Raw genomic sequence first — 22,389 nt, forward strand, 5'->3', positions numbered from 1 at the left:
CCTCACATTATTCTCCTACTATTTTACCATATTTAGAAGTATTTTCTAAAGACAAAAGGAAGCCACTAAGTGACTTCCTTCTAGAGCGAGGACTGATTAGTCTTCACCTTTGTTTTTCTTAATGATTTCTTCTTGTACTGACTTAGGTACATCTTCGTAGTGGTCAAATACCATCATGAATGTACCACGTCCTTGAGATGCAGAACGAAGAACTGTTGCGTAACCGAACATTTCAGCAAGTGGAACGTAAGCACGAACGATTTGGCTGTTACCGTGTGCTTCCATACCATCTACACGTCCACGACGAGCAGTTACGTGCCCCATAACATCACCAAGGTTTTCTTCTGGAACAGTGATTGTTACAAGCATCATTGGCTCAAGGATAGCTGGTTGTGCTGATTTAGCAGCTTCTTTAAGAGCAAGTGAAGCCGCGATCTTGAAGGCAGTTTCAGATGAGTCGACATCGTGGTATGAACCATCGTAAAGCTTAGCTTTAACGTCAACCATTGGGTAACCTGCAAGAACACCGTTAGCCATAGATTCTACCAAACCTTTTTCAACCGCTGGGATAAATTCACGAGGAACCACACCACCGACGATTGCGTTTTCGAATTCGAATCCTTTACCTTCTTCGTTTGGAGTAAATTCAATCCATACATCACCGAATTGACCTTTACCACCAGACTGACGTTTGAAGAATCCACGTGCTTGAGTAGAAGCACGGAATGTTTCACGGTAAGATACTTGAGGAGCACCTACGTTCGCTTCAACTTTGAACTCACGACGCATACGGTCAACAAGGACGTCAAGGTGAAGCTCACCCATACCAGAGATAACTGTTTCACCAGTTTCAACGTTTGTTTCAACGCGGAATGTTGGATCTTCTTCAGCCAATTTTTGAAGGGCGATACCCATCTTGTCTTGGTCTGCTTTAGATTTTGGCTCAACCATCAATTGGATAACTGGTTCTGGAACGTTGATTGACTCAAGGATGATTTTAGCTTTTTCATCTGTCAATGAGTCACCAGTTGTAGTATCTTTCAAACCAACGGCAGCAGCAATATCACCTGAGTAAACAGTGTCGATTTCTTGACGGCTGTTGGCGTGCATTTGAAGGATACGTCCGATACGTTCACGTTTACCTTTAGAAGTGTTCAATACGTAAGAACCTGATTGAAGCACACCTGAGTACACACGGAAGAATGTCAAACGACCTACGAATGGGTCTGTCATGATCTTGAAGGCAAGAGCTGCAAATGGCTCTTCGTCAGATGCTGGACGAGTTTCTTCAGCGTCTGTATCTGGGTTAATACCTTTGATTGCTGGGATGTCAAGCGGGCTTGGAAGATAGTCGATAACCGCATCAAGCATCAATTGAACACCTTTGTTCTTGAAGGCAGAACCACACAATACTGGGAAGAATTCAACGTTGATAGTCGCTTTACGGATACCAGCTTTCAATTCTTCGTTAGTGATTTCTTCACCTTCGAGGTATTTCATCATCAATTCTTCGTCAGTTTCAGCAACTGCTTCAATCAATTTTTCACGGTATTCTTGAGCTTGGTCAAGGTATTCAGCTGGGATGTCTTCTTCAAGGATATCTGTACCAAGGTCGTTCGTATAGATTTCAGCTTTCATCTTAATCAAGTCGATGATACCACGGAAGTCATCTTCAGAACCGATTGGCAATTGGATTGGGTGTGCATTTGCTTGAAGACGATCGTGAAGTGTGCTTACAGAGTAAAGGAAGTCAGCACCGATTTTGTCCATTTTGTTGGCAAATACGATACGTGGAACTCCATACTCAGTTGCTTGACGCCAAACTGTTTCAGTTTGAGGCTCAACACCTGATTGTGAGTCAAGAACGGTAACCGCACCATCCAATACACGAAGAGAACGTTGTACTTCGATTGTGAAGTCCACGTGTCCTGGTGTGTCGATGATGTTTACGCGGTGGTTGTTCCATTGAGCTGTTGTCGCAGCAGATGTGATAGTGATACCACGCTCTTGCTCTTGCTCCATCCAGTCCATTTGTGACGCACCTTCGTGAGTTTCACCGATTTTGTGGATTTTACCAGTGTAGTAAAGGATACGCTCAGTTGTAGTTGTTTTACCAGCATCGACGTGAGCCATGATACCGATATTACGAGTTTTTTCAAGTGAAAATTCGCGTGCCATGAGGTTTGTTTCTCCTATTTATTTTTGATTTCTATTCTATTATAACATGATTTTAATAAAAACGGATAGGCAGGACCTACCCGTTCTCAATCTTTTCATGCTATTGTTGGTTTCAACTTACGAGATGGTAAGTTGAGTTATAGCTAATACTAATCGATTTAGCTAATTTGAACCCAGGCTAAAAGCTCGGAAAATAGATAAACTCTCCTAGAATCTTCGATTCTTCGTCAAGTTTCCTAATTTTCAGTCGCTTTTTTAACGCCCTTAGTATCTTAATCTTACCAACGGAAGTGTGCAAATGCACGGTTAGCTTCAGCCATACGGTGAGTATCTTCACGTTTCTTAACTGCTGCACCAGTGTTGTTAGCAGCATCCAAGATTTCTTTTGCAAGACGGTCTTGCATTGTGTGTTCACCACGAAGACGAGCGATTGTTACCAACCAACGAAGTCCAAGTGTTGTACGACGTTCTGGACGAACTTCAACTGGGACTTGGTAGTTAGAACCACCAACACGACGTGCACGTACTTCAAGTACAGGCATGATGTTTTCCATAGCTGTTTCAAATACTTCAAGTGCATCGTTGCCAGTAGCTTCTTTGATTTGTTCAAAAGCACCGTAAACGATTGAAGCAGCTGTACCACGTTTACCATCAAGCATAACGCGGTTGATAAGACGAGTAACTAGTTGTGAATTGTAAAGCGGATCTGGCAATACGTCACGTTTTGGAGCTCTATTTTTACGACTCATTTCTCTTTATCCCCTTTCCTTATGCTTTTGGACGTTTAGTACCGTATTTAGAACGGCCTTGTTTACGATCGTTAACACCTGCAGTATCAAGTGCACCACGGACGATATGGTAACGTACCCCTGGAAGGTCTTTTACACGTCCACCACGAAGAAGAACCACGCTGTGCTCTTGCAAGTTGTGTCCGATACCTGGGATGTAGGCAGTAACTTCGATAAGGTTGCTCAAACGTACACGAGCGAATTTACGAAGGGCTGAGTTAGGTTTTTTAGGTGTCATTGTTCCAACACGAGTTGCAACACCACGTTTTTGTGGTGAAGAAACGTTTGTTTGAACTTTTTTATGACTGTTGTAACCAACGTTCAAAGCTGGTGATTTAGATTTTTCTACTTTTGATTTACGCGGTTTGCGAACCAATTGGTTAATTGTAGGCATCTACATTCTCCTGTGTTTTTTTATTTTTGGTGATGATACACTTGGTGACAGCTATCATCTGTGTGTACTTTTGCAACATTTGTCAGCACGTCCCTGTACACTCTTGAGAGACCAAAAGTAAAAAGTACCGTCTATTATTGTAACAAAATTTTCCCTTGCTTGTCAAGATATTTTTCTTTTTTATTGTTAATTTTAGCTCTGCGTAACTTCCACTTGACTTGCCGAAGTGGAAATTAGTCTAAAACGGATTTTTATGGTGGAATTAAGTGTGAGACTTTCCGTTCCATCATTGAGAAGACGGAAAAGACCCGTCAACGATTTCAAAAGAAATCAAGCGCAATCGCATCATGCACCCAACATCCGTCAAATCTGATTGCACGGATTGCCCACTTCTCAAAAAGCTCCTTATGTCTGTAACAACGCGTTTTTCTCATACTAAAAGCTAGGTTGTGGAAAACTGGAAGTTAGTTTTATATTGAATTGAAATAAGATATGAACAAATCTATTGGAAAAGTCAACTTAATTTCTAGAAATGTTTTAATAGCAATAACGTACTATTCTAGTTTCAAGCTGCTATAGAAGTTCCCCTTTTCATCTTTTCATTCTCTCAAAAGTCAATCATAAAAGAGGAGAAATCGAAGTTCCTCCTCTTCACTGTTTACTATCGAATCAAGTAAATCAAATCGTTACTCATTCACAATTTTTTCATCAACTTTAGGATTTAGAGTTGTTCCCCAATGTGTAATTGTACGCTGTTGTACTAGTGGTAAGTCTGTGCGGTTGTAAACTGTACGCCATGGTTCCCATACAAGACCCGTCTTTTCTTGAACCTTGATACGAAGATTACGGACATTTCCTTTAAATTGAATCTCTGTTTGGAAGCCTGAAGTTCTGTTTTTTCCGTTATCTTCCCATTGACGTGAACGGATTTCTGGATTTCCTTGTTCATCATATGTAATTTCATCCCAATAGATGTAGTAACGCGCAACATAAGCACCCTTATGATGAAGTTTCAAGAAGCCATTTTTGTAAGAAGTAACCTTCGTTTCGATATAGTCTGTACTATTTTGTAAAGTTGCTTGGGCATTATCTTTTAGGAAGGCAGTCTTATATGAGATTGGCACAGCTGGACTTTGAGCGCTAAAGTTAGCTCCTTCTCTGATGAGTTCCTTCAAGTTTTCGACTGTTCCTGTGACAACTTTGGCGGCACCGCTAGCATTACCTCCTACAATTACCGCTGTTACAGAAGTATTCTTCAATAGACGGCTCCATTCAGAATTTGGAGCAATTGTTGCGCCTTTGATAACCGCATTGATAGCTGCTTTTAATTCAGTAGACTTACTTGTTGACTCAAACTTAACATAGATTTGACGTCCGTAAGAAACGTTTGATACATATACAGGTGGAGTTTGTGAATCAACGCCTCTTTGTTTTAAATCTTCAGGTGTCACACTCTTGTCAAATACAGCCGCTGGATTGGTCGGTGCATCAAATGTCGCTGTATAGTAGATTTGTTTGAAGTTTACAACTTCAATTTGCTTTTCACCCTTTTGCACAGCCTCAAAGTCAATCTTGAGCGGTGCACCTGCTTTTTCAAAGTCTGCACCAAATTTTGCTTTCAATTGGTTCATGCTATAGGCTGTAGTTGATTCATACTGAACACGGGCAGGAACAGAATGGCTAGATGAATAGTTCTTTGTCCATTTTTCAACCAAGGTATTCATTGCTTCTTGCATACCACTAGTTGTAGGATTTGCTTCGATTTGATTTTCAGAATGAATCATACCAGGTAAATCGACGCTGACTGTCCCCTTTGCACGGGCAAGACTAATCAATTCTGGCTGATTTTCTAGCAGATTTTGGTTTGCCTTATACAAGCCACCTAGGAAGACATTTTGATTTCCATTGATGGAAACATCTGCTGTGCCTGTAGAGAGGGTTTTCTTGATTTTTTCTACAACGACAAACTCTCCATTTTGTTCCTTAGCACTTGTGTTGTAGCGATTTTCTAAGGTTTCTCCCTTGCGAGTTAAAATATCCAAAGGATTATAAGTTAAGCCAAAAAGGTAGTCTTTCAATGCTGATGTTTGATCTACTACTGGTGCAGTTCTATCCTGTCCAACTTGATTTGTTGCTGAACGAAATACTTCCACTTCTGCCAAGCTCAATGGGGTATTTTTAGTTTTCAACTCCACTTTTACATAACGAGCGTCTTTGGCGGTGAAGAAAACTTCAAGTTCTGCCTTCCCATTCAAACTATCAAAGTGTTGACGAGCAACTTCTTGTTTTGCTTCATTTAACAAAACAACATCAAAATTGGAAAGACGATTAGCTACATTCCCATCTCCACGATTGTAAAGTTTAACTTTTCCAACATTCTCTGTTTTTCCAAGATCAACTTGCCACCAAGCATTGTCTTCAAAGTTTGTATGCGTTACAGAATGGTGCCCATAGTCACTATCAACATTACCATCCACTGCTCGTGTAGCAGCTCCTCCATAAGCAGTAGAGCTTTGACTAGCTTGTTTTCCACGAGCAATGTTTTCTGTCTCAACTGGACGATTCCCTTGCTCTGTAGCCAAAGCTACTCCTTGAGCGTTCAATAAAAAGGCCGCAACAACAGCACTACACACACCGAGTCCACACTTTTTGACAAAGCGATGCAAACGTTTTTCTTGATTCATTCCTTATTCCTCCGTTTTTAAATGAATACGTTTTCCTATTTGTCTATAGTATATCAAATTTCAAGTAAAAGTCAAGCACAAATCAGCAAAAAAGTCAAGAAAATAAGAAGAAAACGTTTGCTGAATTTTTCTGATATTTTCTTTAGATTTCCAGTAAATACTATAGTTTGGAAACTAGATAAAACTTGAGAAGCACTAGCTTTTTCTCTTCCTATTTATAATTTCGCTAGATGAACTTTTTAAAGAAATATTAGAGAGCAATTTCTGAATAAAAATAACTGAAAACACATCATCTTCCTAATAATACGGCTTGGCTTATGTGACATTTTTATCTCCGTCATTTATACTGATATATAAAATAGTACGGAAAACTTCTCAAAAGTAAGAATTTCTTTTACAAATCAAAGAAAACGCTTGCACTATTTTCTACTGCATGCTATACTGGTATAAAAATTTATTGATTGGAGAATCATTATGAGAAAAACACCAGCTCAAACTGAGAAAAAAATAGTTTACAGCATCCGTTCCCTCAAAAATGGAACTGGTTCTGTCCTTATCGGCGCAAGCCTTGTCCTACTTGCCATGGCCACACCAACTATCTCAGCCGACGAAAGTACAACAACCACTAACGAACCCAGCAACGGAAATACAACCATCCTTGCCCAACCTCTTACTGATACAGCAGCTGGCTCTGGTAAGAAGGAAAGTGATATTTCTTCACCCGAAAATGCAAACGCTTCCCTAGAGAAAAAAGAAGAAAAACCTGCAACAGAGCCAACCACTCCTGTTGCAAGCCCAGCCGATTCAGCACCACAAACTGGACAAGATCGTTCAAGTGAACCAACTACTTCTACGAGTCCAGTAACAACTGAAACTAAGGCAGAAGAGCCCATCGAAGATAACTACTTCCGTATCCATGTCAAAAAACTTCCTGAAGAAAACAAGGATGCTCAAGGACTATGGACTTGGGATGATGTTGAAAAGCCTTCTGAAAATTGGCCTAACGGAGCCTTGTCCTTCAAGGATGCCAAGAAAGATGACTACGGCTACTACCTAGATGTCAAATTAAAGGGAGAACAAGCCAAGAAAATTAGCTTCCTCATCAACAATACAGCTGGAAAAAATCTAACCGGCGATAAATCTGTAGAAAAACTAGTTCCAAAAATGAACGAGGCTTGGTTGGACCAAGATTATAAGGTTTTCTCTTACGAACCACAACCTGCAGGAACTGTTCGCGTCAACTACTACCGCACGGATGGCAACTATGACAAGAAATCTCTCTGGTACTGGGGAGATGTGAAAAATCCAAGTAGCGCTCAATGGCCTGACGGAACAGACTTTACGGCTACAGGCAAATATGGTCGCTATATCGACATCCCTCTTAAGGATGCCGCCAAAGAATTTGGCTTTTTATTACTAGATGAGAGCAAACAAGGAGACGACGTGAAAATCCGTAAAGAAGATTATAAGTTCACAGATTTAAAAAATCATAGCCAAATTTTCCTAAAAGACGATGATGAATCGATTTACACAAATCCATACTATGTCCATGATATCCGCATGACAGGGGCTCAGCACGTAGGAACTTCTAGCATTGAAAGTAGTTTTTCAACACTAGTCGGTGCTAAAAAAGAGGATATCCTCAAGCACTCCAACATCACTAATCACCTAGGAAACAAGGTAGCTATCACCGATGTTACAATCGATGAAGCTGGTAAGAAAGTGACCTACAGCGGAGATTTCTCTGACACAAAACATCCATATACTGTTAGCTACAATTCCGACCACTTCACTACCAAAACAAGCTGGCGCCTGAAAGATGAGACTTACAGCTATGATGGCAAACTTGGAGCTGACTTAAAAGAAGAAGGAAAACAAGTTGATTTGACCCTTTGGTCACCAAGTGCTGATAAGGTTTCTGTTGTTGTCTACGACAAGAATGATCCTGACAAAGTAGTTGGAACTGTCGCTCTTGAAAAAGGCGAAAGAGGAACTTGGAAACAAACTCTAGATAGCACAAACAAATTAGGAATCACAGATTTCACTGGCTACTATTATCAATACCAAATCGAGCGTCAGGGTAAAACTGTTCTTGCACTCGATCCTTACGCTAAATCTCTCGCTGCTTGGAATAGTGACGATGCCAAGATCGACGATGCCCATAAAGTGGCTAAAGCTGCCTTTGTAGATCCAGCCAAACTAGGACCTCAAGACTTGACTTATGGTAAGATTCACAACTTCAAGACTCGTGAAGATGCCGTTATCTACGAAGCACATGTGCGTGACTTCACTTCAGATCCTGCCATTGCAAAAGACTTGACCAAACCATTTGGTACTTTTGAAGCCTTCATTGAAAAACTAGACTATCTCAAAGACTTGGGTGTAACCCACATCCAGCTCCTTCCAGTCTTGTCTTACTACTTTGTCAATGAATTGAAAAACCATGAACGCTTGTCTGACTATGCTTCAAGCAACAGCAACTACAACTGGGGATATGACCCTCAAAACTACTTCTCATTGACTGGTATGTACTCAAGCGATCCTAAAAATCCAGAAAAACGAATCGCAGAATTTAAAAACCTCATCAACGAAATCCACAAACGTGGTATGGGAGCTATCCTAGATGTCGTTTATAACCACACAGCCAAGGTCGATATCTTTGAAAATTTAGAGCCAAACTACTACCACTTTATGGATGCTGATGGAACACCGCGAATTAGCTTTGGTGGTGGACGCTTGGGAACAACCCACCATATGACCAAACGGCTCCTAGTTGACTCTATCAAATACCTGGTTGATACCTACAAAGTGGATGGCTTCCGTTTCGATATGATGGGAGACCATGATGCGGCTTCTATCGAAGAAGCTTACAAGGCTGCACGCGCCCTCAATCCAAACCTCATCATGCTGGGTGAAGGTTGGAGAACCTATGCTGGTGATGAGAATATGCCTACTAAAGCTGCTGACCAAGATTGGATGAAACATACCGATACTGTCGCTGTCTTTTCAGATGACATCCGTAACAACCTCAAGTCAGGTTATCCAAATGAAGGTCAACCTGCCTTCATTACAGGCGGCAAGCGTGATATCAATACTGTCTTCAAAAATCTCATTGCTCAACCAACCAACTTTGAAGCAGACAGCCCTGGAGATGTAATTCAATATATCGCAGCCCATGATAACTTGACTCTCTTTGACATCATCGCTCAGTCTATCAAAAAAGACCCAAGCAAGGCTGAGAACTATGCTGAAATCCATCGTCGTTTGCGACTTGGAAACCTCATGGTCTTGACAGCTCAAGGAACTCCATTTATCCACTCTGGTCAGGAATACGGACGTACCAAACAATTCCGTGACCCAGCCTACAAGACTCCAGTAGCAGAGGACAAACAACCAAACAAATCTCACTTGTTGCGTGATAAGGACGGCAATCCATTCGACTATCCTTACTTCATCCATGATTCTTACGACTCTAGTGATGCCATCAACAAGTTTGACTGGACTAAGGCTACAGATGGCAAAACTTATCCTGAAAATGTCAAGAGCCGTGACTATATGAAAGGTTTGATTGCCCTTCGTCAATCTACAGATGCCTTCCGACTTAAGAGTCTTCAAGATATCAAAGACCGTGTCCACCTCATCACTGTCCCAGGCCAAAATGGTGTGGAAAAAGAGGACGTGGTGATTGGCTACCAAATCACTGCTCCAAACGGTGATATCTACGCAGTCTTTGTCAATGCGGACGAAAAAGCTCGCGAATTTAATTTGGGAACTGCCTTTGCCCACCTCAGAAATGCTGAAGTTTTAGCAGATGAAAACCAAGCAGGGCCAGTCGGAATTGCCAACCCGAAAGGACTTGAATGGACTGAAAAAGGCTTGAAATTAAATGCCCTTACAGCCACTATTCTTCGAATCTCTCAAAATGGAACTAGCCATGAGTCAACCGCAGAAGAGAAACCAGACTCAACCCCTTCCAAGCCTGAACATCAAAATGAAGCTTCTCACCCTGCACATCAAGATCCAGCTCCACAAGCTAGACCTGATTCTACTAAACCGAATGCAAAAGTAGCTGATGCGGAAAATAAACCTAGCCAAGCTACAACTGATTCACAAGCTTCACAACCACATAAGGACAGTAATACTCAATCACTTCCAGCTACTTCTACACAAGCTATTGTAACTTCCTACACTCCAGCTTATACAAATAAGAAACCGGAAACTCCAAATCAGGCAACTAAAGCTAGTTGGAAACAAGAAAATGGCATCTGGTATTTCCATAAAGCAGACGGTTCTCTAGCTACTGGTTGGATCAAAGATGGAGATACTTGGTATTATCTAAAAGATGATGGCTCTATGTCAACTGGTTGGGTGAAAGATGGCAATGTTTGGTACTTCCTAAATAGTAACGGCTCTATGTCAACTGGTTGGGTAAAAGATGGAGATACTTGGTACTATCTAGATCCATCAGGAGCTATGAAAGAAAATCAATGGTTTGAAGTTTCTGGCAAATGGTACTATGTTGATTCATCAGGTAAACTTGCAGTTAATACAAGAGTTGAAGGATATTTGGTCAATGAAAACGGTGAATGGGTTAGCTAAAACTGCTACTGTATAACCTTTGCATAGCTAGATATAACTAATCCAAATACAGGAAGCTCAACGATAACAAATTCCTGTTGGCAGGAATCAACCTCCTTGCCCTTCTAGGTCTCGGATTCTTGCTAAAAAACAAAAAAGAGAACTAAAACTCAATGAAAATCAAAGAGCAAACTAGCCGCAGTCTGCTCAAAGCACTGCTTTGAGGTTACAGATGGAAACCGACGTGGTTTGAAGAGATTTTTGAAGAGTATAAACTAGCCCTCCTATAGAACAATCCCCCAAGTCTTAACGCTCGGGGGATTGATTTTTGTACAATATTTATTGTCCTAATAGGCCTGATGAGGATTTTTTATTAAGCCTCTTTCATGGCAAAGTAAGCCCGTACTTTTGGTGCCACTTGTGTGCCGAAGAGTTCAATAGCTCTCAGGACTTGTTCATGAGGCATAGAACCAAGAGGTAGGTGCAACATAAAGCGGTCCAAACCTAAATCCTTAATCATGCGAATCAATTTTTCTGCCACCTGATCTGGATTGCCCACAAACATGGCGCCATTTGGTCCTACTTGCTCTAAATATTGCTCATAACGCAATTCCTGCCAGTGCGGACGGTCTTTAGAAATAGCATCCACCACTTGCTTGGTCGGATGGAAATAATCTTTCACCGCCTGCTCGCCATCCTCAGCAATCCAACCCCAAGAATGGGCTCCGACCTTTAGCTCCTGACTGGCATGACCCGCTTCGCTCCCAATCTCACGATAAGCCTGAATAAACTTTTTAAAATAACGAGGATTGCCACCGATAATGGCATAGACAATCGGTAGACCTGCCTGAGCAATCTTCACTGTTGATTCGACATGACCACCTGTCGCTATCCACAAGGGTAATTTGTCCTGAACTGGACGAGGATAAACTTCTTTACCAGCAATCGTTTGGGTCAATCGACCTTGCCAGTCTAACTTGGTCTTTTCATTGACTAATTGAAGCAAGTCTAATTTCTCATCAAAAAGGGCTTCGTAGTCTTTCAAATCATATCCAAACAAGGGAAAAGATTCCGTGAAAGAACCCCTTCCAGCCATAATCTCCGCTCGTCCATTTGACAAAGCATCGATAGTGGCATATTGTTGGAACAAACGAATCGGATCCATACTTGAGAGAATGCTGACTGCACTGGTCAAACGGATTTTCTTGGTATTGACTGCCCCAGCTGCTAGTACAATCTCTGGAGCTGATACTGCAAAATCCTCCCGATGGTGCTCACCAATCCCATATACATCCAAACCAACCTTGTCAGCTAGTTCAATCTCTGCTACCAACTGGCGAATACGTTCGGCATGACTGTAAGTTTGCCCAGTCCCTTCAAGCTCCGTTGTTTCCCCAAATGTTGAAATTCCCAATTCTACCATTGTGATTCTCAATGTTGAAATTCCCAATTCTACCATTGTGATTCTCCCTGTCTATTTCTGTCCTTCAATTTGAAAAATTATTCTAACACGAATCTTGAGTACAAGCAACCGATTTGCTCACAAGAAAAAGCCTAGATAACTAGACTTTTTTAGCTTATTCTACCGTTACTGACTTAGCAAGGTTACGTGGTTTGTCCACATCAAGTCCACGGTGAAGGGTTGCAAAGTAAGCGATCAATTGCGTTGGCACAACCATTGAAATTGGTGAGAGGTAAGAGTGGACGGTCGTAAGAACGATGTCGTCTGTCTCTTTAGCAACATTTTCTTCTGCGATAGTGAGGACCTTGGCTCCACGGGCTGCGACCTCTTGGATATTTCCACGAGTGTGGTTGGCAAGGACTGGATCTGACAAGAGGGCCAAGACAGGTGTTCCTTCTTCAATCAAGGCAATAGTTCCGTGCTTGAGTTCTCCTGCTGCAAAGCCTTCACACTGGATGTAAGAAATCTCTTTGAGTTTAAGGCTTGCTTCCATAGCTACGTAGTAATCTTGACCACGTCCGATGTAAAAGGCGTTACGAGTTGTTTCAAGAAGCTCACGAACCTTGGCTTCAATGGATTCTTTCTCTGAAAGAGTTGATTCGATAGACTGAGCTACGATTGACAACTCATGAACTAGGTCAAATGCTTGCGCTTTAGCATTACCATTTGCTTCTCCTACTGCTTTTGCAAGAAAGGCAAGGGCTGCAATTTGTGCTGTATAGGCCTTGGTTGATGCTACGGCAATTTCAGGTCCTGCGTGAAGAAGCATGGTATGGTTGGCTTCACGTGAAAGAGTTGAACCAGGTACGTTTGTCACTGTTAAGCTTGGGATTCCCATTTCATTGGCCTTAACCAAAACCTGACGGCTATCCGCTGTTTCACCAGACTGACTGATAAAGATGAAGAGTGGTTTCTTGCTGAGAAGTGGCATACCGTAGCCCCACTCAGATGAGATGCCAAGTTCAACTGGTGTATCTGTCAATTCTTCCAACATCTTCTTAGAAGCAAATCCTGCGTGGTAAGATGTTCCAGCTGCAAGGATGTAGATGCGGTCTGCGTCTTGAACAGCCTTGATGATAGCTGGGTCTACTACAACTTGACCAGCATCATCCGTGTAGGCTTGAATGAGTTTACGCATAACCGTTGGTTGCTCATCAATTTCCTTAAGCATGTAGTAAGGATAAGTTCCCTTACCGATATCTGACAAGTCAAGTTCAGCAGTGTAGCTAGCACGCTCACGACTGTTGCCATCATAGTCTTGAACTTCGACACTATCAGCCTTGACGATTACCAATTCTTGGTCATGAATTTCCATATATTGGTTGGTTTCACGAATCATAGCCATAGCATCTGAGCAGACCATATTATATCCTTGTCCAAGACCAATCAAAAGTGGAGATTTGTTCTTAGCTACATAGATGACTTCAGGATTTTGTGAGTCAACCAAGGCAAAGGCATAAGAACCACGGATGATATGAAGAGCTTTTTTGAAGGCTTCAAGAACTGACAAGCCATCTTCTTCCGCAAATTTTCCAATCAAATGAACGGCGATTTCAGTATCTGTTTGCCCCTTAAAGTGGTGACCTGCAAGGTATTCCTCCTTGATTTCAAGATAGTTCTCAATCACCCCATTATGCACCAAGACAAAACGTTCTGTCTCAGAGCGGTGTGGGTGAGCATTGTCTTCAGTTGGTTTCCCGTGAGTCGCCCAACGAGTATGTCCAATACCAGTTGTTCCCTCAACACCAGCTGTTTTAGCAGACAATTCTGCAATACGACCGACAGCCTTGACTAGGTGATTTTCAGCACCACCTAGGACAAAAATCCCCGCAGAATCATAACCACGGTATTCGAGCTTTTCAAGCCCTTGAATCAAAATATCAGTTGCATTTGTGTTTCCAACAACACCAACAATTCCACACATAGTATATACGACACAGACCAGCTGTGCTTTCTCCTTAAATTGGTATAGTCTAATTCCTCTTTTATAGAATCAGCAAAAACAGTATATACTTGTTTCTTTCACTTGTCAAGAGTTAAAATTGGTATAGTTAAAATTCATCTCCTGTAAGCAAAAAACTCTGACCAATTAGGATAATCAGTCAGAGTCCTTTTTAAAATCCATTATTATCGCTTAATTCCTTGAACCAGTGCCCTGATTTCTTCAGACGACGTTCTTGCGTTTCCAAGTCTAATTCGACCAAACCATAGCGATTTTTATAGCTGTTGAGCCATGACCAGCAATCGATAAAGGTCCAAATTAAGTAGCCCTTACAATTGGCTCCGTCTTCAATGGCACGGTGAAGTTCACGTAGATGACCTTTTACAAAGTCAATACGGTAATCATCTTGAATCATTTCATTCTCACAGAATTTTTCTTCCCCTTCAACACCCATACCATTCTCTGTCAACATCCACTCAATATTGCCATAATTTTCCTTAATATTTTGGGCGATGTCATAAATCCCTTGCTCATAAATCTCCCAGCCACGATGAGGATTGATTTTACGTCCAGGCATCACATAAGGCTCGTAAAAATGTTCTGGTAAGAGTGGACTCTCTGGATGCTTAGCAAATCGAGGAGCCATAACACGCAAAGGTTGATAGTAGTTGACACCAAGGAAGTCCACCGTATTGTTACGAATGAGATCCAACTCCTCCTCTGTAGCATCAGGCAAGAGACCGTGTTCATGCAAGATTTCTACTAACTCCTGTGGATAAGTACCCAAAACGGACGGATCTAAGAAAGATTGGGCCTGAAAAATGTCCGCAATACGAGCCGCCTTGACATCAGCAGGATGCTGGCTACGTGGATAAGCCGGTGTCAAGTTGAGGACAATCCCAATCTTGGAATCAGGCAAGAGTTCATGACAGGCCTTAACCGCCCGGCTGCTGGCCAATTGTGTATGATAAGCTACTTTAACGGCTGCCTCTGCATCCACCTTATGTGGGTAATGGGCATCGTAAAAATAGCCAAATTCCACAGGAACGATGGGCTCGTTAAAGGTAAGCCATTGATCCACTAAATCTCCATAAGTCTCAAAACAAAAACGAGCATAGTCTTCATAGGCTGAAACAGTCGCCTTATTTTCCCAACCATCATCATCCTCTTGAAGGGCAAAAGGCAGATCAAAATGATAGAGATTGACTAAAAGACGAATCCCCTTAGCCTTAATAGCCTCAAAGACCTTACGATAAAAATCCACACCTTGAGCATTGACTTTTCCACGCCCTTGTGGAAAAATCCGTGACCACTGAATAGAAGTCCGAAAGGCCGTGTGACCAGTTTCTAACAGTAGCTCAATATCCTTTTCCCAGTTTTCATAAAAGGTTGATGTTTTATCTGGACCAATCCCATTATAGTAACGATTTGGCTCCACTTGGAACCAGTAATCCCAGAGATTATCTCCCTTACCGTCACCAGCTATACGTCCTTCCGTTTGTGGTCCAGAAGTAGAGGATCCCCAGACAAAATCCTTTGGAAATCTTAGCATACATTTACCTCTTTATCTACTCATTTTTCCCATTATACAGAAAAAACAAGGTAAAAACTAGTTACATTTTTTCCTTGTTTTTCTTCTGATTATAGTTTTTATTTCTTGCTGAGAATTTCAAGCGTTTCAAGTAAGTTATCTGCATGAACTTCGATGGTGTCACCAGTCGCTTTAATCTTCACTTCTACGATGCCATCGGCTGCTTTCTTCCCAACAGTGATACGGATTGGCAATCCAATCAAGTCACTATCGCTGAATTTGACTCCGACACGTTCATTACGGTCGTCTGTCAAGACTTCGTAACCAGCTCCCATCAAGCTTGCTTCAAGTTTTTCTGTCAAGGCTTGCGCTTCTTCGTCCTTGACATTGACAGTGATCAAGTGCACATCAAATGGTGCCAATTCTTTAGGGAAATTGATTCCCCAAGCGTAACGATATTCACCTTTTGGTGTTTTGTTAACAAAGAGGCGAGCGTGTTGCTCCATCACTGCTGAAAGGAGACGGCTGACACCGATACCGTAACATCCCATGATGATTGGCACAGCGCGACCATTTTCATCCAAAACGTCTGCTCCCATGCTTGCTGAATAGCGAGTGCCGAGTTTAAAGATGTGACCAATTTCGATACCACGCGCAAAGTTAAGAACACCTTTTCCGTCTGGTGAAATTTCACCCTCACGAACTTCACGGATATCCACATATTCTGCAGTAAAATCACGGCCTGGGTTCACACCAGTCAAGTGGTAGCCATCTTCGTTAGCACCGACAACTGCATTGCGAACATCTTGCACCTTACGGTCTGCAATGATTTTGATATTCTCTGGCAAACCAACTGGGCCAAGTGAACCAAAACCTGCTTGAACAAGATTCGCCACTTCTTCTTCGCTAGCAACGTCAAAGAAATCTGCTCCCAAGTGGTTTTTCAACTTAACTTCGTTAAGCTGGTCATTTCCAACTAGAAGGGCTGCAACAAGCTCACCATCTGCCATGTAGAAGAGAGTTTTAATTGTTTGTTCTTCTGGGACGTTTAGGAAGGCTGCAACTTCATCGATTGATTTAACATCTGGTGTTGCAACACGAGTCACTTCTTCTTCAGCGACAACACGGTTGCTTGGTTTGTACTCATTTGTTGCCATTTCCAAGTTAGCCGCATAACTAGACTCACTTGAGTAGGCAATCGTATCTTCACCAGAAACCATCCATTTAAGCAATTCTGCCTTGATTTCTTCTTGCACTTGATCAGGAATTTCGTCAAATGAAGCAACTGACTTATCCAAGACAACCCAGCGGTCAAGGTCTGTACGAGCAGGTGTAATGGCCATAAATTCTTGGCTGTCCTTACCACCCATGGCTCCACCGTCACCAATGATAGCCTTGAAGTCTAAACCACTACGAGTGAAAATACGCTCATAAGCAGCCTTGTACTCATCGTAAACACTGTCCAAGCTATCATAGTTAGCGTGGAAACTGTAAGCATCCTTCATGATAAACTCACGTGTACGAAGAAGTCCATTACGCGGGCGTTTTTCATCACGATACTTAGGCTGGATTTGATAAAGGTTAAGTGGCAATTGCTTGTAAGACTTAACAGAATCACGGACAATAGCTGTAAAGGTTTCTTCGTGAGTTGGACCTAGGATAAAGTCTGATTTTTCACGGTTTTTTAGTTTGTAAAGGTCTTCACCGTAAGTTTCATAACGACCTGATTCGCGCCACAATTCTGCACTAAGAAGGGCAGGAGCCAACATCTCAACTGCACCAATCTTATCAAATTCTTGGCGCATGATATTTTTAGCTTTTTCAATCACACGATTAGCAAGTGGTAGATAAGAATAAACACCTGCTGAAACTTGGCGAACATAACCAGCACGCAACATAAGAGCATGGCTGATAACTTGAGCATCGCTTGGCATTTCGCGAAGCGTTGGGATAGGCATTTTACTTTGTTTCATAATATTCCTCGATTATCTAAAAAAGAGTCGCATAATGTCATTCCAAGTCACAGCAATCATCAAGACAACCATGATGACCACTCCGGCCAAGGTGACATAGGTTTCAATTTCTTGTTTCAATGGTTTGCGGCGGATGGCTTCTAGTATATTGAGCACAATCTTACCACCATCTAAGGCTGGAATCGGAATAAGATTAAAAATCCCAATATTGATGGAAATCATTGCCAAGAAGTACAAGACATTCTCAATTCCATTTTTAGCGGCATCACTACTTGCCTTAAAGATAGCAACAGGTCCACCCAGCTTGTTCAAATCCGGTTGGAAAATCAGATTTTTCAGAGCTGATAGAATTCGTAGGGCCGAGTCAGCAGCAGTTGTAAAACCACCTACAAACATAGATACAAAATCTGACTTAATCCCCGGTTGAACACCTAGAAGGTAACGGCCTTGACTTTCTTCCGGAGTAACAGTGACTTGTTTGTCACTACCATTTTCAAAAATAGTCACATCCAAGGTCGGGGTCGTCTTATCTTTGGTTTCTGATTCCACAGCCTGGATCAAACTTTCCCAGTTGCTAATCTCATGTGAGCCAATCTTGGTAATCTGGGCTGTTTCTGGCACTCCTACCTTGGCCAAAGCACCCTGAGGCATGACATGAAACTGATTGGTATCAACATCTCTAACACCACCCTGCATGAAGATTAAAATCCAGAAAACAACGACACCTAAGATAAAGTTATTCATAGGACCTGCAAAGTTGGTAATCAGTTTCCCCCAGATAGTCGCATTTTGATATTGAACATCTAAAGGTGCAATCCGAACCTCAGTACCATCTGCTTCCACAACCGTTGCATCGTGATCCACTGCAAATATTTTTTCTTCTTCCAGAACCAAACCCTTGATAAAGAGCTTGTCTTCAAAGTCAAACTGGGTCACCTGCATAGGAAGAGCTGTTTGATCTAATTTTTTACCAGAGAGATTGATGCGTTTAACCTTACCATCATCAGCAAGAGTCAAACTGACAGGAGTTCCTGTCTTGATTTCAGTTGTATCATCACCCCAACCGGCCATACGAACGTAGCCACCCAGAGGCAAAATTCGGATGGTATAGGCCGTTCCATCCTTGCCAATGTGAGCAAAGATCTTAGGTCCCATTCCAATGGCAAATTCACGCACTAGAATTCCTGATTTCTTGGCAAAGTAGAAGTGTCCGAACTCGTGCACTACTACAATAATCCCAAAAACCAGAATAAAGGTTAAAATTCCGAGCATAGTGTTTCCTCCGTCTTTTGATTAAAAGAGTCCAAATAAGTGCATGATTGGAAATACAAGCAACATACTATCGAAACGATCCAAAACACCACCATGCCCAGGGATAAATTTCCCAGAATCCTTAACACCAAAATGACGCTTGATCGAACTTTCTAGTAAATCACCAAATTGTCCAGCCACACTAAAGAAAATAGCAAAGACCGACATCTTGTAAATTCCATATGGAAGAGCAACTGTACTGTCAACTATCATAAAGATGATGGTTACTAAAATAGCGCCTAAAATACCACCCAAGGCCCCCTCAAAGGTTTTATTTGGAGAAACTGTCGGAGCTAATTTTCGTTTACCATAGTTCATCCCAACAAGATAGGCACCACTGTCTGTTGCCCAAACAATACACAAGGCCAATAGAGCCTTATCTAAACCTGCAACGCGAGCATCTAGTAAAGCATTAAATCCAAAGCCCACGTAGAAACTCATAGCAAGGGGGAAAACAGCATCCTCAATCGTATACGACTTGCTAAAAACGGTCGTTCCTAACATGATTGAAATCAAAACACTATAGGCAACCACATTCCCATCAACTGGCAAAAAAGTCAGATAATTCTCCAAGGGAATGGTCAAGGCAAAGGTTGCAAAGAGGGTCAAGAGGCCCTCCATAGTCATGGTCTCTAGACCTCTCATCTTCAAAAGTTCATGCATGGCTAGCATGGCTATGATTCCAATTGCTATCTGAAGCAAGAGTCCCCCAATCATTAAAATTGGTAGGAAAATAGCCAGGGCAATCCCTGCAAACAAGGTTCTTTTCTGTAAATCCTGTGTCATATTTCCTCCTAAACTCCTCCAAATCGGCGATGACGACGATTGTAGGCAAGAATGGCTTCCTGCAAGGCTATCTCGTCAAAATCAGGCCACAAGGTATCCGTAAAATAGAGCTCACTGTAGGCTCCCTGCCATGGAAGGAAATTGCTCAAACGCAATTCTCCACTAGTACGGATAATCAAGTCTGGGTCTCGTAACTCCTTAGGCAAATGCTGGGTGAAGAGATAGTTGCCAATCAATTCCTCTGTGATGTCACCTGGGTTGATTTTGGCATCTAACACATCCTGAGAAATCAACTTAAGAGCCTGTGTAATCTCAGCACGTCCACCATAGTTGAGGGCAAAATTAAGAATCAAACCGGTGTTGTTCTTAGTCAATTCCTCAGCCTTGGTTAAAGCTTCAAAAGTTTGCTTAGGCAGGCGGTCCGTTTCCCCAATCATTTGAATCTTAACATTATTCGCATGCAGTTCCGGGACATAATTATCATAAAACTCTACTGGCAAGTTCATGATAAACTTGACTTCCTGATCGGGGCGGGTCCAGTTTTCTGTAGAAAAAGCATAGACCGTAATAACCTTAACGCCTAGTTTGTTGGCTGCCTTGGTCACAGTTTGCAATGCTTCCATGCCCGCCTTGTGTCCAAAAACTCGCGGTTGCATACGTTTCTTAGCCCAACGACCATTCCCATCCATGATGATGCCTATATGAGCAGGAACCTGTGTCGGAATCTCTACTTCCACAGCCTTATCTTTCTTAAAAAATCCAAACATGATCTTATTCCTATTCAAAAATCTATCGTTTCATTATACCATATTTCCCTATTTTCTTCTATCACTAAGCTATTTATACTCTTCGAAAATCTCTTCAAACCACGTCAGCTCTATCTGCAACCTCAAAACAGTGTTTTGAGCAACCTGCGGCTAGCTTCCTAGTTTGGTCTTTGATTTTCATTGAGTATTATTCTCAGGCACAAAGCCCATTTCCAAAAAAATAAGCCGCCTGATTTGGCGACTTTATTTTTTATAGGGAGATTATTATGAAAAAGTTTTAGGAGTTTAAGTTAAGGTCTTCTTAACTTATGGACTTAGTATACACTTCCTAGCTTAAAGTTTCCTTAAGTATTTTTAAAAATCAAATTTTTCCATTTCTCCTGCCAATTTTTCTTGGATAAACGTGTTTGATAGAGTTCCATTCGGTCTTCATTTTCTAAGAAATAAGGAGTTGGACGAACTTGAAAATTCAAAATATCCTCGAGTCCGTAAGGAGTAAAGAGTTCCAAAGCGGATTCTTCATTCAAGCGTAGTCCAACAGCCGTACACTGTTCTGGATACTTACTCATGGCATCACGGGAACTGGTATAGGGAGCAGTATGAGGGCTGTGCTGGTGCATATAGACTTGATTTTTCAATTCCCACTGGTACTGAGGAAAGTCCTCTCTCAGCTTTTTCTCTAGGGACAAGGTTTCCTCATAAGAAATATCTGGATCAAAGAAAATTACATCTACATCTGTTTCACAGTCAAAAGGGGATTTGTCTGACAAGAGATTCCAGATAAAATTTCTGACAGAACCTGCTGCCAACCAGGAGTCTTTTAAACCGAGGTCTCGGATGATAGTCAAAATGGTCATCATATCCGAATTTTCTCTAAAAGCGTTTAATATTTCTTGCTTATTTTTCACTGTATTCATAACCTAAGTGCTCATATGCCTTGGCTGTTGCCACTCGTCCAGACCGTGTTCGCATGATAAAGCCTTTTTGAATCAAGTAAGGCTCATACATGTCTTCAACTGTCTCACGCTCTTCGGCGATATTCACAGAAAGAGTTCCTAGACCAACCGGACCACCACCGTACATCTCAATCATGGTCCGAAGGATTTTTTGGTCCACATAGTCCAAACCTTCATGGTCAACATCCAGCATGGTCAAAGCCTTATCGGTAATAAGATCATCGATAACCCCATTTCCCATTATCTGGGCAAAATCGCGCACGCGCTTGAGGAGACGATTGGCAATACGAGGGGTCCCACGACTACGTAGGGCCAACTCAGATGCTGCCTCATGAGTGATTTCCATCTCAAAAATATCTGCCGTCCGCTCAACAATTTCCGTCAAGTCAGCATGGGCATAATACTCCATGTGACCTGTAATCCCAAAACGTGCCCGTAGTGGATTTGAGAGCATACCAGCCCGAGTCGTCGCACCAATCAAGGTAAAAGGTGGCAACTCCAAATGAACACTGCGACTGCCTTCACCAGCACCAATCATGATATCAATGTAGAAGTCCTCCATGGCACTATAAAGCACCTCTTCCACCGACATAGGCAAGCGATGAATCTCGTCAATAAAGAGGACATCCCCAGGCTCCAAGTCATTCAAAATCGCTACTAGATCACCAGCCTTTTCAATGACAGGCCCAGACGTCTGCTTGAGATTGACACCCAGTTCGTTAGCAATAACAAAGGCCATGGTCGTCTTCCCCAAGCCTGGAGGTCCAAATAAGAGGACATGATCCAGCGCTTCATCCCGCATTTTGGCAGCTTCAATAAAGATTTGGAGCTGATCCTTGACCTTGTCCTGCCCAATATATTCACGTAAATACTGAGGACGGAGCGTGCGTTCTACTAACTCCTCGTCCCCCATTATCTCATTATCTAAAATTCTACTCATGGCTCTATTATATCAAAAAACCAAGCCACAAACAAAAAAGCCACTGGAAAAGCCACTGGATTGGTGCCTCCCTAGTTTAACACTTATGTGGTATAATAT

At 42.0% G+C, this 22,389-nt stretch carries 14 protein-coding genes; 1 reads left to right on the plus strand and 13 read right to left on the minus strand.

What is annotated here, in order from left to right:
- Nucleotides 1–96: 96 nt before the first annotated feature.
- The 4 genes from fusA to HW098_RS04770 form a co-directional block, all read right to left on the minus strand.
- Entirely contained in the window at nucleotides 97–2,178 is a 2,082-nt protein-coding gene (fusA, locus tag HW098_RS04755; RefSeq protein ID WP_000090345.1) for an elongation factor G, read from the minus strand.
- A 278-nt stretch (nucleotides 2,179–2,456) separates the two neighbouring features.
- On the minus strand, nucleotides 2,457–2,927 hold the full coding sequence (gene rpsG, locus HW098_RS04760; RefSeq protein WP_000087873.1) for a 30S ribosomal protein S7: 471 nt from the start codon (nucleotides 2,925–2,927) through the stop codon (nucleotides 2,457–2,459).
- A 19-nt stretch (nucleotides 2,928–2,946) separates the two neighbouring features.
- Entirely contained in the window at nucleotides 2,947–3,360 is a 414-nt protein-coding gene (gene rpsL, locus HW098_RS04765) for a 30S ribosomal protein S12 (protein WP_001142332.1), read from the minus strand.
- A gap of 686 nt (nucleotides 3,361–4,046) precedes the next feature.
- Entirely contained in the window at nucleotides 4,047–6,044 is a 1,998-nt protein-coding gene (locus HW098_RS04770; protein WP_176139439.1) for a thiol-activated cytolysin family protein, read from the minus strand.
- Nucleotides 6,045–6,518: 474 nt separating this feature from the next.
- Between HW098_RS04770 and HW098_RS04775 the strand changes: the two genes are divergently transcribed.
- The gene (locus tag HW098_RS04775; RefSeq protein ID WP_240149458.1) at nucleotides 6,519–10,643 is read left to right on the plus strand and encodes a pullulanase; all 4,125 of its coding nucleotides are present in this window, start codon (nucleotides 6,519–6,521) and stop codon (nucleotides 10,641–10,643) included.
- A 352-nt stretch (nucleotides 10,644–10,995) separates the two neighbouring features.
- On the opposite strand, the gene HW098_RS04790 is transcribed toward HW098_RS04775, so the two are convergent.
- From HW098_RS04790 to ruvB, 9 genes are all read right to left on the minus strand, one after another.
- Nucleotides 10,996–12,045: an LLM class flavin-dependent oxidoreductase gene (locus HW098_RS04790; protein ID WP_176139509.1), complete on the minus strand. Its 1,050-nt coding sequence runs from the start codon at nucleotides 12,043–12,045 to the stop codon at nucleotides 10,996–10,998.
- 154 nt (nucleotides 12,046–12,199) lie between these two features.
- Nucleotides 12,200–14,008: a glutamine--fructose-6-phosphate transaminase (isomerizing) gene (glmS, locus tag HW098_RS04795; RefSeq protein WP_176139440.1), complete on the minus strand. Its 1,809-nt coding sequence runs from the start codon at nucleotides 14,006–14,008 to the stop codon at nucleotides 12,200–12,202.
- Between the two features lie 190 nt (nucleotides 14,009–14,198).
- On the minus strand, nucleotides 14,199–15,578 hold the full coding sequence (bglA, locus tag HW098_RS04800; protein ID WP_176139441.1) for a 6-phospho-beta-glucosidase: 1,380 nt from the start codon (nucleotides 15,576–15,578) through the stop codon (nucleotides 14,199–14,201).
- Between the two features lie 98 nt (nucleotides 15,579–15,676).
- Nucleotides 15,677–17,530, minus strand: coding sequence for a proline--tRNA ligase (locus tag HW098_RS04805; RefSeq protein WP_176139442.1), 1,854 nt, complete (start codon nucleotides 17,528–17,530; stop codon nucleotides 15,677–15,679).
- 12 nt (nucleotides 17,531–17,542) lie between these two features.
- Nucleotides 17,543–18,802, minus strand: coding sequence for an RIP metalloprotease RseP (rseP, locus tag HW098_RS04810; RefSeq protein ID WP_176139443.1), 1,260 nt, complete (start codon nucleotides 18,800–18,802; stop codon nucleotides 17,543–17,545).
- Nucleotides 18,803–18,823: 21 nt separating this feature from the next.
- Nucleotides 18,824–19,627 carry a phosphatidate cytidylyltransferase gene (locus tag HW098_RS04815; protein ID WP_176139444.1) on the minus strand — a complete coding sequence of 268 codons (804 nt, stop codon included), beginning with the start codon at nucleotides 19,625–19,627 and terminating at the stop codon, nucleotides 18,824–18,826.
- An 8-nt stretch (nucleotides 19,628–19,635) separates the two neighbouring features.
- Nucleotides 19,636–20,394 (minus strand): isoprenyl transferase, encoded by a 759-nt coding sequence (locus tag HW098_RS04820; protein ID WP_176139445.1) that lies wholly within the window; start codon nucleotides 20,392–20,394, stop codon nucleotides 19,636–19,638.
- 344 nt (nucleotides 20,395–20,738) lie between these two features.
- On the minus strand, nucleotides 20,739–21,311 hold the full coding sequence (locus HW098_RS04825) for a nucleotidyltransferase family protein (protein ID WP_176139446.1): 573 nt from the start codon (nucleotides 21,309–21,311) through the stop codon (nucleotides 20,739–20,741).
- Complete coding sequence (gene ruvB / locus HW098_RS04830) at nucleotides 21,292–22,290, minus strand: Holliday junction branch migration DNA helicase RuvB (RefSeq protein ID WP_004239104.1); 999 nt, start codon at nucleotides 22,288–22,290, stop codon at nucleotides 21,292–21,294. The genes HW098_RS04825 and ruvB overlap by 20 nt, the downstream gene beginning before the upstream one ends.
- Nucleotides 22,291–22,389 lie beyond the last annotated feature (99 nt).

It is taken from the genome of Streptococcus sp. 1453, assembly GCF_013276955.1.
Classification (GTDB): Bacteria; Bacillota; Bacilli; order Lactobacillales; family Streptococcaceae; genus Streptococcus.

What these genes read in the sequence shown, in the direction of transcription:
- rpsG (WP_000087873.1), bottom strand. Translation starts at nt 2,927, where the DNA reads ATGAGTCGTAAAAATAGAGCTCCAAAACGTGACGTATTGCCAGATCCG.
- glmS (WP_176139440.1), bottom strand. Translation starts at nt 14,008, where the DNA reads ATGTGTGGAATTGTTGGTGTTGTTGGAAACACAAATGCAACTGATATT.
- HW098_RS04790 (WP_176139509.1), bottom strand. Translation starts at nt 12,045, where the DNA reads ATGGTAGAATTGGGAATTTCAACATTTGGGGAAACAACGGAGCTTGAA.
- HW098_RS04805 (WP_176139442.1), bottom strand. Translation starts at nt 17,530, where the DNA reads ATGAAACAAAGTAAAATGCCTATCCCAACGCTTCGCGAAATGCCAAGC.
- HW098_RS04775 (WP_240149458.1), top strand. Translation starts at nt 6,519, where the DNA reads ATGAGAAAAACACCAGCTCAAACTGAGAAAAAAATAGTTTACAGCATC.
- rseP (WP_176139443.1), bottom strand. Translation starts at nt 18,802, where the DNA reads ATGCTCGGAATTTTAACCTTTATTCTGGTTTTTGGGATTATTGTAGTA.
- fusA (WP_000090345.1), bottom strand. Translation starts at nt 2,178, where the DNA reads ATGGCACGCGAATTTTCACTTGAAAAAACTCGTAATATCGGTATCATG.
- HW098_RS04815 (WP_176139444.1), bottom strand. Translation starts at nt 19,627, where the DNA reads ATGACACAGGATTTACAGAAAAGAACCTTGTTTGCAGGGATTGCCCTG.
- HW098_RS04825 (WP_176139446.1), bottom strand. Translation starts at nt 21,311, where the DNA reads ATGAATACAGTGAAAAATAAGCAAGAAATATTAAACGCTTTTAGAGAA.
- HW098_RS04770 (WP_176139439.1), bottom strand. Translation starts at nt 6,044, where the DNA reads ATGAATCAAGAAAAACGTTTGCATCGCTTTGTCAAAAAGTGTGGACTC.
- ruvB (WP_004239104.1), bottom strand. Translation starts at nt 22,290, where the DNA reads ATGAGTAGAATTTTAGATAATGAGATAATGGGGGACGAGGAGTTAGTA.
- bglA (WP_176139441.1), bottom strand. Translation starts at nt 15,578, where the DNA reads ATGCTAAGATTTCCAAAGGATTTTGTCTGGGGATCCTCTACTTCTGGA.
- HW098_RS04820 (WP_176139445.1), bottom strand. Translation starts at nt 20,394, where the DNA reads ATGTTTGGATTTTTTAAGAAAGATAAGGCTGTGGAAGTAGAGATTCCG.
- rpsL (WP_001142332.1), bottom strand. Translation starts at nt 3,360, where the DNA reads ATGCCTACAATTAACCAATTGGTTCGCAAACCGCGTAAATCAAAAGTA.